Annotated in this window: 10 protein-coding genes; 5 read left to right on the forward strand and 5 right to left on the reverse strand. The window is 63.6% G+C overall.

The window, feature by feature from the left end:
- Nucleotides 1-19 precede the first annotated feature (19 nt).
- Entirely contained in the window at nucleotides 20-1,066 is a 1,047-nt protein-coding gene (locus IVB36_RS16420) for a peptidase M29 (protein ID WP_247361459.1), read from the forward strand.
- Here the strand turns inward: IVB36_RS16420 and IVB36_RS16425 are convergent.
- From IVB36_RS16425 to IVB36_RS16445, 5 genes are read right to left on the reverse strand one after another with little or no spacing between them, the layout of a single operon-like run.
- Nucleotides 1,063-2,055 (reverse strand): 3-hydroxybutyryl-CoA dehydrogenase, encoded by a 993-nt coding sequence (locus IVB36_RS16425; RefSeq protein WP_247392188.1) that lies wholly within the window; start codon nucleotides 2,053-2,055, stop codon nucleotides 1,063-1,065. The two genes, IVB36_RS16420 and IVB36_RS16425, sit on opposite strands and share 4 nt — an antisense overlap.
- 3 nt (nucleotides 2,056-2,058) lie before the next feature.
- A complete protein-coding gene (locus IVB36_RS16430) occupies nucleotides 2,059-3,147 on the reverse strand; it encodes an NAD/NADP-dependent octopine/nopaline dehydrogenase family protein (protein ID WP_247375006.1) in 1,089 nt (362 codons plus the stop codon).
- Nucleotides 3,144-4,667 (reverse strand): long-chain fatty acid--CoA ligase, encoded by a 1,524-nt coding sequence (locus IVB36_RS16435; RefSeq protein WP_247392190.1) that lies wholly within the window; start codon nucleotides 4,665-4,667, stop codon nucleotides 3,144-3,146. Before IVB36_RS16435 ends, IVB36_RS16430 begins: the two co-directional genes overlap by 4 nt.
- A gap of 2 nt (nucleotides 4,668-4,669) precedes the next feature.
- Nucleotides 4,670-5,959: an acyl-CoA dehydrogenase family protein gene (locus IVB36_RS16440; protein ID WP_247361466.1), complete on the reverse strand. Its 1,290-nt coding sequence runs from the start codon at nucleotides 5,957-5,959 to the stop codon at nucleotides 4,670-4,672.
- A gap of 12 nt (nucleotides 5,960-5,971) precedes the next feature.
- Nucleotides 5,972-6,769 carry an alpha/beta hydrolase gene (locus IVB36_RS16445; RefSeq protein ID WP_247392199.1) on the reverse strand — a complete coding sequence of 266 codons (798 nt, stop codon included), beginning with the start codon at nucleotides 6,767-6,769 and terminating at the stop codon, nucleotides 5,972-5,974.
- A gap of 216 nt (nucleotides 6,770-6,985) precedes the next feature.
- Between IVB36_RS16445 and IVB36_RS16450 the strand changes: the two genes are divergently transcribed.
- From IVB36_RS16450 to IVB36_RS16465, 4 genes are all read left to right on the forward strand, one after another.
- Nucleotides 6,986-7,747, forward strand: a complete 762-nt coding sequence (locus IVB36_RS16450) for an SDR family oxidoreductase (RefSeq protein ID WP_247361470.1) — start codon at nucleotides 6,986-6,988, stop codon at nucleotides 7,745-7,747.
- 43 nt (nucleotides 7,748-7,790) lie between these two features.
- Nucleotides 7,791-8,627, forward strand: coding sequence for an enoyl-CoA hydratase family protein (locus IVB36_RS16455; RefSeq protein WP_247361471.1), 837 nt, complete (start codon nucleotides 7,791-7,793; stop codon nucleotides 8,625-8,627).
- A gap of 94 nt (nucleotides 8,628-8,721) precedes the next feature.
- Nucleotides 8,722-11,073 carry a bifunctional salicylyl-CoA 5-hydroxylase/oxidoreductase gene (locus tag IVB36_RS16460; protein WP_247392201.1) on the forward strand — a complete coding sequence of 784 codons (2,352 nt, stop codon included), beginning with the start codon at nucleotides 8,722-8,724 and terminating at the stop codon, nucleotides 11,071-11,073.
- A 55-nt stretch (nucleotides 11,074-11,128) separates the two neighbouring features.
- Nucleotides 11,129-12,379 carry a flavin-dependent oxidoreductase gene (locus IVB36_RS16465; protein ID WP_247369609.1) on the forward strand — a complete coding sequence of 417 codons (1,251 nt, stop codon included), beginning with the start codon at nucleotides 11,129-11,131 and terminating at the stop codon, nucleotides 12,377-12,379.
- Nucleotide 12,380 lies beyond the last annotated feature (1 nt).

A 12,380-nucleotide genomic window follows, 5' to 3' on the forward strand; every position in this document is an offset into this window, starting at 1 on the left:
AGAAAGACGGGAGTAGGCCATGCTGGCTGATCGCATTGAGGCAAAATGGATCGACGCATTTTGCGAGATTTTTGAGCGATGCGCCGTCAAGGCCGGCGATACCGCGGCGATCCTCTCGGAAACCCAGTCACGTGCGTTGAATGTTCACCTGGCGGAGCTCGCGCTGCTGCGCCTGGGCGCGCGACCGTTTCACGTGGTCATGCCGACCCCGCGTAACCGGAATATCGTTCCGGTTCGCTCGACAGGGGCGAGCGAGGCGATCCAGCGGCTCGGCCCGGTCATCACGGCGCTTCAACAGGCCGGCTTTGTGGTGGATTGCACCATCGAGGGCCTGATGCATGCGGTGGAGACACCCGAGATCCTCAAAGCCGGCGCGCGCATCCTGGTGATCTCCAACGAGCATCCCGAAGCGCTGGAGCGGATGGTGCCGGATTCCGCGCTCGAGAAGCGCGTTCGCGCGGCGGCGAAGATGCTGCGCGGGACCAAGCGGATGCGGGTGACGTCAAAAGCCGGCACGGCGCTCGACGTCGATATGGTCGGCGCGTCCACGGTCGGCGTTTGGGGCTGGACGGACAAGCCCGGTACGCTGGCGCATTGGCCAGGGGGCATCGTCGTCAGCTTCCCCAAGAGCGGAACGATCAACGGCACGCTGGTGATGGCGCCCGGCGACATCAACCTGACCTTCAAGCGTTACCTGACCTCGCCGGTGAAGATGACACTGAAGGACGATTATGTCGTCGAGCTGGAAGGCGAGGGCACTGATGCCGCAATGATGCGTGCCTATCTTGCCGCCTGGGGCGATCGGGAAGCCTATGCGGTCTCGCATGTCGGGTTCGGCATGAATCCGGGTGCGCGCTACGAGGCGCTGTCGATGTATGACCAGCGCGACACCAACGGCACCGAAATTCGCGCTGTCTCCGGCAACTTTCTGTTCTCGACCGGTGCCAACGAATTCGCTGGCCGCTACACGGCGGGTCATTTCGATCTGCCGATAATGGGGACGACGATCGAGCTCGATGGCGTCGCGGTGGTGCGTGAAGGGGTGCTTCAGAACGTCTTCGGCTAGGTCCGATCGAGCACAGGCGGGCGAGCCAGGTCAAAGTGCCGGAGCAGGTCGACCATGGCCTGAAGCCGTTTTGCTCGATAGGCGTCGACGTCCATGCCGGAATAATCGAGAAAGCCTGCGCCCGTGCGCAGGCCGATCCGGCCTTCGTGCATGTTGCGGCTAATGACGTCCGGTGCGCGATAGCGGTCGCTGCCGAGTGCGCCCTCGAGATAGCGGCTGGCGTAGTACAAAATGTCGCCGCCACCCCAATCGATGAATTCGAGCAGCCCAAGCACGGCGTAGCGGAAGCCGAAACCGTAGCGGATCGCCTTGTCGATCTCCTCGGCGCTGGCGACGCCTTCTTCGACCATGCGCGCGGCCTCGTTCATTGCCAGCGCCTGGATGCGCGGGACGATGAAGCCGGGAGACGCTGCGCAGACCACCGGCACCTTGCCGATGCCTTCGAGTAGCGCCTTGACCTCCTCGATGATGCCTGGATCGGTGGCCTTGCCTGGCGAAACCTCGACCAGCGGAATCAGATAGGCCGGATTGAGCCAGTGCACATTGAGGAAGCGGCGAGGATTCACGATCGCGCCTGAGAGATCGTCGACGAGGATGGTCGACGTCGTCGATGCGATGATCGTATCGGGGCCGACTTGTTTTGAGGCCGCCCCCAGCACATCCCGCTTGAGCTCGACGACCTCGGGGACTCCTTCAAAAACAATTCCCGCATCGGACAGTGCCACCTCGCTCTGGCTGGCCGGCACCACCGAGACCCGCGCAATGAGCGGATCAACATCCGCCTCGGTCAATAGCCCCAGCTTCGACAGGCTGGCAAAGGTCTTGCTGATTTCGCCGAGCGCATCGGCCTGCAGCCTGGCGAAATCTTCCACTGAACGGGCCTTGATGTCGATCATCGTGACCGTATGCCCCGCATAGGCAAACGCGACGGCGATGCCGCGGCCCATGCGGCCGGCGCCGAGACAAGCGATGATGGCTCGGCTGGTCATCGCTTAAAATCCCTTGCGAAGAAGCGTTTGCAATGCGGTTTTGTCGAGATTGCCGAGTCCCAGCGTCTCGAGGGTCCGGCCGCCTTGCGCGAAATCCTCACCGCAAACTGCGCCGCCAATGGCCAGGAATGCCTTGGCCAGCGGCGTAGCCACGCGCGCCAAGCCGGCGACGGAGACCAGCAGCGATAGCCCAAGCCGCAAATCTTCTCTCATATAGCGGTGCTCGGTCAGCACGATCCGCTCGCGCCAGTCGCCGGAATCGGTCAGCCGGTCATGCGAGCCGCGGCCGTACATCCAGATCTCGCCTTCCTTGGCATAATGATGGGCGAGCGGAAAATGCGGTGCGCCATATCCGAGCGCCTCACGCACGGCAATCCGTTCGCCGTCGAGCGCGTCGGTGACCCTGCGAATCGCGGCTTGCGTTCCTTCCTTGTGGATGTCCCACTTTTCGAAATGCTCGATCGAGCCTGCATTCATGACGATCAGCGGCGGATGGATAATCGGGCCTGCGTTCATCAGCGCCCCCGAAAGAGCGTCTCCGCACGGCTCGATTGCGCCGGGGAAAGCCTGTCCGATCACCTCAAGTGCGCGCGGCGCCTGATCGAGCGGGAAAATGCCGACCGGCAGTCGCTTGGCGCGGATGGTGATCGCGACCTCGAACGCGCCGTGCTTGCGGGTTAGCCAGGGCAAGGTCCCGGTTTCGGCAAAGCTCGCCTTGGCGTGGTTGCCCGCATCCCGCGCAGCCTGGGCGAAGATCATCGAGCCGAAGGTCGCCGGCGGCAGAAACACGACCTGTCCATCCCGCAGATGTGGAGCAAGCAGGCGTGCGATATCAGTCTGCGCGAAGGCGGGGGCAGGGCACAGGATCAGCTCTGCACCGTTGACGGCCTCGGCGATGCCGGTCGTCACCAGCGCCAATTTCACGTTATGACGGCCGTTATGATCTTTCACCAGGACGCGCGAGCCGGCGGCGCGATGTGCTGCGACCTGATCCGCGTCGCGGCGCCAGAGCCGGACCTCATGTCCCGACAGCGCAAAATCGCCTGCGGCCGCGAAAGAGCCGTTTCCTCCCCCCAGAACCGCAATCTTCAAGATGCTTCTCCTTGCGTGCGCGATTGCGCATCAAGCTGTTTCAGCAGGAAATGCTGGACCTTGCCGAGCGCTGTGCGCGGCAGGTCCGTGACGAAAATGATGTCGCGCGGAACCTTGTACCGGGCGAGCTGGGCCTGGAGATGCACTTTCAACGCGTCTGCTTCCAGTCGACCGCCGGATCGCGGGATCACATAGGCGATAGGCACCTCGTCCCAGCGTGGATCGGGCCGGCCGATCACGGCGCATTCGCTGACATCGGGATGTTCGAGCAGGACGCGTTCGACCTCCGCCGGATAGATGTTCTCGCCGCCGGAAATGATCATGTTCTTCTTGCGGTCGCGCACCCAGAAATAGCCGTCCGCGTCGCACAGGCCGATATCGCCGGTATGATACCAGCCGTCGTGCAGCGCATCGCGCGTGGCGTCCGCATTGCCCCAATATTCGAAGAACACGTTCGGGCCGCGCACCGCGATCTCGCCCGGTGCGCCCGCCGGCACCTCGTTGCCGGCCTGATCAATCACTTTCGCTTCGCAGCACAGGCCGGCAAGTCCGGTCGAGCCCGCGCGCGAGAGATCGCCACCAAGCCGGGTGTAGACTGCAATGGGGCATGTTTCCGTCGAGCCGTAGACCTGGAGCACCGGGACGCCACGCGCGACGAAACGGTCGATCAGATGCGGCGGCACGATGGTCGAGCCGGTCGCGACGGCTTTGAGTGACGAAAGGTCGGTCGTGGTCCAGGCGGGATGCTCGCTTACGGCCTGGATGATCGCCGGCACCATCACGGTCAAGGTCGGCCGCTCCCGTTCGATGGCTGCAAGCGCGGTGTCCGGCGTGAAGCGTGCGTGAACCGTGACCATCGCGCCCAGCTGGAGCGCCGCCGTGGTCTGGATGTTGAGGCCACCGACGTGGAAGAACGGCAGCAGCGTCAGCACATGGTCGTCAGACGTCATGTTGTGCATGTGTTGGCTCATGACGCCGTTCCAGAACAACGCCTCCTGGCGCAGCACCGCGCCTTTCGGTCGTCCGGTCGTTCCCGATGTGTAGACAATGAGGAGCGGGCAGGAGAGATCGGTGTGCGGGTTGCGGCCGGTGCCCCGGCTCCGAGCCAACAGGTTTTCGAACGTCGTGCCGTGAGGCGGCTCGAAATCGAGCCCGACAATTGCAGTGCCCTCGAGCTCGGCAAGAATTCCCTCAAAGGCCTGCTCGAGCACCAGGACCTTGGCGCCGGCATCATTGAGGATGAAAAGCTGCTCGGCGACAGCCAGACGCCAGTTCAGGGGCACCAGCATCGCGCCGAGCCGCGCGCAGGCATAGAGCAGAACCAGATAGTCCGGCCGGTTCAGACTGAGGATGGCAACGCGGTCGCCCCGGCCTACGCCAAGCTCCTGCTTCAATGTCGCCGCGGTCCGTTCGATCCGCGCAGCGAACGCTGCATAGCTCAACCGTTCGCCTTCGAAGGCAATGGCTGTCTTGTCTGGCGCGAACGCCGCGTTGCGATCGATCAGACTACAGAGGTCCACCGTCAGTCGTCCGTTTCGCCGGCCTCGTACAGTGCCTCGCGCCCGATCCGGTCGAGGCAGAGCTCGGCTGTCCAGGGCAGCATCAGCGAGCCGCAGCGGCTGTCGCGATAGATCCGCTCGAGCGGCAGCGAGCGCAGCATAGCCTGACCGCCGCAGGTGCGGATCGCGAGCGCGGCGAGCTCATTGGCGCCCTCCATCACCGAATATTGCGCGGCATAGGCGCGCAGCACCTGCTCCTTGCTCGGGTTGGCGCGCGCCTCGGTGACCGCCTGGAACCAGATTGCCTTGATCTGCTCGAGCTTGATCTGCATCTGCGCGACCGCAATCTGCTTGGTCGGATACATCCTGCGCTTGACAGGCGGCATGCCCGGTACTTCGCCGCGCAGATATCGCACGGTGAAGTCATAGGCGGCTTGAGCAAGGCCCATATAGGTCGGCGACAGCGTCAGGAACATGTGCGGCCAGCGCATCGCGGCCTGGAAATAGACACCCCGCGGCATCAGCGCCGAATCTGCCGGCACGAACACATCCTTGAACAGCAGCGTGCGCGAGACCGTTCCGCGCATGCCGAGCGGATCCCAGTCGCCGACGACCGAAACGCCTTCCGATTTTGCAGGAATGGCGAGGTAAAGCGTATTGCGGCGGGAAGCCTTCTCGCCTTCCTCGATCTCGGTGCAGAGAACACCGTAATAGTCGGCATGGCCGGAGAGCGATGCAAAGATCTTCTTGCCGTTGACGATCCAGCCGCGCTCGATCGGCCGTGCTTGCGTGCCGAAAGCGACGCCGCCTGCCGCTGCCGCACCGCCCTCCGAGAAGGGCTGCGAATAGATCGCGCCATCCTCGACGATGCGCTTGTAGTGGACTGCGCGCCGCTGCTCGTGCTCGGCGCGAGTCTCTGCATCCATGTCGAGATCGTCGGCGAGCGGGCCCGACCACAGCGTCGAGCAGACATGCATGTTCCAGGTGAGCGCAGTCGCGCCGCAATAGCGGCCGATTTCGGCTGCCGCGAGGGCGTAGGTTTGATAATTCGCTCCGAGCCCGCCATGCTTCTTGGGCACGGCAATACCGAGCAGGCCGACGCGATGCAGGTCGCGATAGTTCTCCGACGGGAAGATCGCCTCGCGATCGTAAGTCGCGGCACGGCTGGCGAACACGCTCTGGCCGATCTCGCGCGCCCGCGCGATGATGCCGGCCTGCTCCTCGCTCAGTCGGAATGCGACGGGATCGAAGATCGGTGCATCCAGCGCGACCTTGTCAGTCGCGCCGATGGTCTTGCTGACTTGCATGGTCATGGCGCAGTCATCCTACGTGTTGATCGCGACGGAGTTCAGGAACCGGCCGAGGGCCTCGTCAAAGGCATCGGGGCGCTCAAGGTTTGCAAGATGGCCGACACCGGCCAACTCGACATACTCGGCAGATGGAATGTAGGTCGCCGTCTTCGCCGTCATTGGGGCTGGTGCGTTGTTGTCCTTGGAGCCGGACAGCAGCAGCGTCGGGATGGAAATGTCCTTGAGGGTGCTGCGTTGGTCGAAGCCAATCAACGCCAGCATCATGGCGCGATAGCTCGCCTCGGGCACGCTTGCCATGCACTCGCGTGCAAGCTCCATTCCCCTGGGATCAGGATCGTCGCCCACCAGTTCCTTCACCAGCGAGGGAGCCAGCGACTTCATCGTTTCGCCGCGATCGAGCGGCCCCAGCCGTGCGGCGATAAACGATGTCTGCCAATCGCCGTCGGCCTTGCCGAAGGCCGGGCTGGTCTGCGCCAGCACGATCGCGCGCGCCGGTTTCGCGGATTGCACCAGCCATTTCTGGACGATCATGCCGCCGATGGAATGCCCGACCAGAATTGGCTTTCTAGCACCAAGCTGCTCGATGAATCGCTGAAGCGCGTCCGCCAAGGCAGCGATGCTGACGCTGGGGAGCGATGCCGACCCACCATAGCCAGGCATGTCCCATGCAATCGCGTGGAAGCGGTCACCGAATGTGGCAAGCTGCTGCCGCCAGGCCCGTGCCGCACCGCCGATGCCATGCAGGAAAATCAGAGGTGTCCCGCCCGGATCGCCCGCTGCTTCATAGGCGAAGCGGCCGTCCTTTGTTATCATTGGCGCAGGCTGCGACACGTGACATCCTTTTGCTCGGCCCTTCGATGCTAACAGGCCTGTGAGGGATGGGAAGAGATAATTTTATACTTAAAGCAATTTTCGGGCCGGTCTTCGACGTGCGGCTGTTCGAGGGGCCGCGTCGAGCTTCGTTTGCAAAAGTTTGAAGGTTAAAATATATCGGGAAGAGCGATCAGCAGAATGCAAGGAAGCCAGCGCATGTCCGGATTACCGCATTCGCCGCACGCGCTGGTGACCGGTGGCGGTCGCGGCATCGGTCGCGCCATCGCAGCAGCGCTCGTCGAGGCCGGTGCCACGGTGACCGTCCTTGGGCGGAACGCTGCGACGCTTGAAGAGGCTGTCAGCGCAGGGGCAGCGCATTTTGAGGCCGTCGCCGACGTCTCGGACGAAACCTCAATGAAAGTCGCCATCGCTGAAGCGAGCGCGCGGAAGCCGATCGATATCCTGATCGCCAACGCGGGAAGCGCCGAGTCCGCGCCGTTCTCCAAATCCGACAGCGCCCTGTTCGCGCGCATGATGGACGTCAATTTCATGGGCGTGGTCCATGCTGTCAGCGCTGTGCTGCCCGGGATGAAGGACCGTCCCTATGGTCGTATCGTCGCGATCGCGTCCACGGCGGGGCTCAAGGGATACGCCTATGTCAGTGCTTACACCGCAGCCAAGCACGCTGTGGTCGGTCTCGTGCGGTCTCTCGCTCTCGAGATGGCCGGCAGCAACGTGACCGTCAACGCGGTGTGTCCCGGTTTCACCGACACCGATCTCGTCGCCGGCAGCATCGAGAACATCATGAAAAAGACGGGGCGCAGCCGCGAGCAGGCCATTGCCGATCTCGCGAAACATAATCCGCAAGGGCGATTGATCTCTCCTCGCGAGGTCGCGGATGCCGTGCTCTGGCTGTGCGGCGAGGGCGCCGGCGCAATCACCGGGCAGGCAATCGCTGTTGCCGGTGGTGAGATTTAGCGCGCATGGCAAAGGTGCGGAGCAAGGAAGCCAAGGAGATCGTATGAGCAGACCAGCCAATCCCGTGACCTTACCGCTTGCGGACTATTCGCCGCAGCACTTCCTGCTGGCCGTCGTCGATGGTGTTGCAACCGTGACACTCAATCGTCCGGAACGAAAGAATCCGCTGACCTTCGATAGCTATCGCGAACTGACCGATTTCTTTCGCGCCTGCGCGTTCGACGATGCGGTCAAGTCCATCGTCATGACCGGCGCTGGCGCCAATTTCTCGTCCGGCGGCGATGTGTTCGAGATCATCGGGCCGCTCGTGAAGATGGACACCAAGGGGCTGACGGCGTTTACGCGGATGACCGGCGATCTCGTCAAAGCGATGCGGGCCTGTCCGCAGCCGATCGTTGCCGCTGTTGAAGGCATCTGCGCCGGCGCGGGCGCGATCATCGCCATGGCATCGGACATGCGGCTAGCGGCGAGCGGGGCCAAGGTCGCATTCCTCTTCAACAAAGTGGGCCTTGCCGGTTGTGACATGGGCGCCTGCGCGATCCTGCCGCGGATCATCGGACAGTCCCGCGCTTCCGAGTTGCTCTACACCGGCCGGTTCATGACCGCGGAGGAGGGCGAGCGCTGGGGCTTCTTCAGCCGCCTCGTCACCCCGGAGCAGGTGCTGCCGCAGGCTCAACTGCTCGCCAAGCAAATCGCGGAGGGCCCGACCTTTGCCAACACCATGACCAAGCGGATGCTGGCCATGGAATGGGCGATGTCGGTGGAGGAGGCGATCGAGGCGGAAGCTATTGCTCAGGCGCTGTGCATGACGACGGCCGATTTCGAACGGGCCTTCGAGGCTTTCGCCAACAAGGTCAAGCCGGTCTTCAGGGGCGACTAAGCCGGGCTTTGCCGGCAGCCTGCTGCAATGGGGACTTGCGCGAGATTATTTTAGGCTTAAAATAGTTTCGCCGGGTTGAATTGGCGAGGCTCCCATGAAAGTCGCGATCATCGGTGGCGGACCTGCGGGTCTCTACGCTGCAATCCTCCTGAAGAAGCAGCGGCCGAGCGCCGAGATCGCGGTATACGAGCGCAACCGCGCCCACGACACCTTCGGCTTCGGCGTGGTGTTCTCGGACGCCACGCTTGATAATTTCGAGAAGCACGATCTTCCCAGCTATCGCCGCATCACCCAGGAATTCGCCTGCTGGGATGACATCGCCGTTCACTTCCGGGGAACGGTCCATCGGGTCGGTGGCAACGGCTTTTGTGGCTGCTCGCGGCAGAAGCTGCTCCTGATCCTCCAGGCGCGCGCGCGCGAACTGGGGGTCGTCCTGAATTTCGAAGCGGACGTCGAGGACGAATCCCGCTTCGCCGACGCCGATCTGATCCTGGTCGCGGACGGCATCAACAGCCGCTTTCGCGACAAATACGTCGATCATTTCGCGCCGGAGGTCGATCTGCGCGCCAACAAATTCGCCTGGATGGGCTCGACCAGGCCGCTGGATGCCTTCACGTTTATCTTCCAGGAGACGGAGTGGGGGCCGTTCATCGCCCATGCCTATCAATATGAAGCCGGGCACTCGACCTGGATTTTCGAGACCGATCCGGAGACGTTCGAACGCGCCGGGCTGACAGGGCTGAACGAGACCCAGTCGGCTACGCGAATGGCGGAGATCTTCGGCTGGTTCCTCGACGGTCACCAACTGCTCACCAACCGCTCGACGTGGCGCAACTTTCCGATGATCCGCAGCAAGCGCTGGGTCAAGGACAACATGGTTCTGCTCGGCGACGCCAAGGCGAGCGCGCATTTCTCGATTGGCTCAGGCACCAAGCTCGCAATGGAAGACGCGATCGCGCTGGCCGACGCAATGGACAAGGCGCCCAGCATCAAGGCGGCGCTGGACGTCTACGAGCACGGCCGCCGCGAAGAGGTCGAGAAGACGCAGCACGCCGCTGACGTCTCGCTGGTCTGGTTCGAGCATGTCGACCGATTCTGGGATTTCGATCCCGTGCAGTTCGCCTTTGGCGTGATGACGCGCTCGAAGGCGATCACCTATGACAATCTGAAACTCCGCGCTCCCGACTTCGTGGCTGAAGTCGATAAGTCGTTTGCCAGGCAGGTTCGCAACAGCGGTTTCGAAGTTGACACCGAGAAGCCGATGGTGCCGCTGTTCCAGCCATTCCGGCTGCGCGAGATGGAGATAGCCAATCGCGCCGTGGTGTCGCCGATGTGCATGTATTCGGCGAAAGAGGGAGTGCCGACCGATTTCCACCTGGTGCATTACGGATCGCGTGCGATCGGTGGCGCCGGTCTGATCTTCACGGAGATGACCTGCGTTGCCCGCGACGCCCGCATCACGCCCGGCTGCACAGGACTGTGGAATGACGAGCAGGAGGCATTCTGGCGGCGCATTGTTGATTTCGTCCATGCGAATTCAGCCGCAAAAATCTGCCTGCAATTGGGGCACGCCGGGCGTAAGGGTGCGACCAAGCTGATGTGGGACGGCATGGACCGTCCGCTCGAGGAGGGCGGCTGGGAGGTGTATTCGGCATCGCCGCTGCCCTATTTCCCCGACAGTCAGATTCCGCGTGAGCTCGATCGGGCCGGCATGAACGTAGTGAGAGATGCTTTCGTCGCGGCGGCCGAGCGCGGCGAACGCTGCGGCTTCGACATGCTCGAATTGCACTGCGCCCACGGCTATCTGCTTGCGAGCTTCATCTCGCCGCTGACGAACACCCGCACGGATGAGTATGGCGGCTCGCTCGAAAACCGCCTGCGCTTCCCGCTCGAGATCTTCGAGGCGCTGCGGGCCGTATGGCCGTCGCACAAGCCGATGTCGGTGCGCATTTCCGCGACCGATTGGGCCGAGGGTGGCATCGGCGGCGACGACGCGGTGGCGATCGCGCGGGCTTTTGCCGAAGCCGGCGTCGATCTCGTCGACGTCTCGACCGGGCAGACCGTGCGCGATGCGCAGCCGATCTATGGGCGCATGTTCCAGACCCCGTTTTCCGACCAGGTCCGCAATGAGGCGCGCGTGGCCACCATGTGCGTCGGCAACATCACGACGGCGGACCAGGCCAACACCATCCTGGCTGCCGGCCGGGCGGACCTGGTCGCGCTCGGGCGGCCGCATCTGGTCGATCCCTTCTTCACCATGCGGGCGGCGGCCTGGTACGGGGCGGACGACGCGTTCTGCCCGCCGCAATATCTTCCCGGAAAAGATCAGATTTTCCGCAACAGCGTGCGCGACCGGCAGGATCTCGAGGAGCTGAGAATTAAGGCTAAGCCCAAGACCCGGGCCGAGCTCAAGGCGGAGGCGACGAAGCCGCTTGCGGCGGAGTGACCGCCCGTGCGAATTTGGCCGCGTTGCCTGGTGTGTACCGAGTGGAGTGAGGGCGATGAAGGCGATTATCGTCGGTGGCGGTATCGGTGGTCTCACCACCGCGTTGATGCTGCGCTCGCGGGGCCTCGCTTGCGAGATCTTCGAGCAGTCCGACACCATCCGCGAGCTTGGCGTCGGCATCAACACGCTGCCGCATGCCATGCGCGAGCTGGCAGGCCTTGGTCTGCTCCAGCAGCTTGACGATGTCGCGATCCGCACCGACCAGCTCTATTACCTCAACCGTCACGGCCAGGAAGTCTGGCGCGAGGCCCGCGGCATCGACGCCGGCCACGATGTGCCGCAATTCTCGATCCACCGCGGTCGACTTCAGGGCGTCATCCATCGGGCTGTCGAGGAGCGGCTCGGGCCGGAGGCCATCCACACTGGCTGCCGCCTCGGTGCCTTCACGCAGGACGAGAGCGGCGTCACCGCTTACTTCTTCGACCGCTCAGGCGCGCACATCCATACCGCGCGCGGCGACATTCTAATTGGTGCCGACGGCATCCATTCGCGGGTCCGTGACACGCTCTTCCCGAGCGAGGGGCCGCCATGCTGGAACGGCCTGATGCTGTGGCGCGGTGCGCGGGATTGGCCACTGTTCCTCACCGGCAAATCGATGATCGTGGCCGGTGGCCTCAACGCCAAGGTGGTGATCTATCCAATCGCGGAGGGATCGAGCCCGGCGAGCCGTCTCACCAACTGGGCGGTGCTGGTGAAGGTCGGCGAGGGCAATGCCCCGCCGCCGCGGAAGGAAGACTGGTCGCGGCCGGGCCGGCGCGAGGAGCTGATGCCGCATGTGGCGCGCTTCTCGGTGCCCTACGTCGACGTGAAGAGCCTGATCTCGGCCACGCCCGAGTTCTACGAATATCCGACCTGCGACCGCGATCCGTTGCCCTATTGGTCGTCGGGCAGAGTTACGCTGCTCGGCGATGCCGCGCATCCGATGTATCCGGTCGGCTCAAATGGCGCCTCGCAGGCGATCCTCGATGCGCGCTGCCTCGCCGACGCACTGGTGCGCGCCGAGCATCCGCGCCAGGCATTGCTTGAATACGAGAAGAAGCGCCTGCCGATGACCGCGGATATCGTCCGCTCCAACAGGCGTGGCGGTCCCGAGGGCGTCATCGACGCCGTCGAGCAGCTCGCGCCTGATGGTTTCGACAATGTCGACAACGTGCTGAGCTATTCCCAGCGCGAGGCGATCGTGCGCGGCTATGCCACCAAGGCTGGCTTCGCCGCAGTGCCGGGACTTGCGGCGGTGCGGGCTTAAG

Source organism: Bradyrhizobium sp. 35 (assembly GCF_023073215.1).
Lineage (GTDB): Bacteria > Pseudomonadota > Alphaproteobacteria > Rhizobiales > Xanthobacteraceae > Bradyrhizobium > Bradyrhizobium canariense_D.

Coding starts and splice junctions, on each gene's coding strand:
- IVB36_RS16425 (WP_247392188.1), bottom strand. CDS start 2,055: ATGACCAGCCGAGCCATCATCGCTTGTCTCGGCGCCGGCCGCATGGGC.
- IVB36_RS16455 (WP_247361471.1), top strand. CDS start 7,791: ATGAGCAGACCAGCCAATCCCGTGACCTTACCGCTTGCGGACTATTCG.
- IVB36_RS16450 (WP_247361470.1), top strand. CDS start 6,986: ATGTCCGGATTACCGCATTCGCCGCACGCGCTGGTGACCGGTGGCGGT.
- IVB36_RS16440 (WP_247361466.1), bottom strand. CDS start 5,959: ATGACCATGCAAGTCAGCAAGACCATCGGCGCGACTGACAAGGTCGCG.
- IVB36_RS16465 (WP_247369609.1), top strand. CDS start 11,129: ATGAAGGCGATTATCGTCGGTGGCGGTATCGGTGGTCTCACCACCGCG.
- IVB36_RS16445 (WP_247392199.1), bottom strand. CDS start 6,769: ATGATAACAAAGGACGGCCGCTTCGCCTATGAAGCAGCGGGCGATCCG.
- IVB36_RS16420 (WP_247361459.1), top strand. CDS start 20: ATGCTGGCTGATCGCATTGAGGCAAAATGGATCGACGCATTTTGCGAG.
- IVB36_RS16460 (WP_247392201.1), top strand. CDS start 8,722: ATGAAAGTCGCGATCATCGGTGGCGGACCTGCGGGTCTCTACGCTGCA.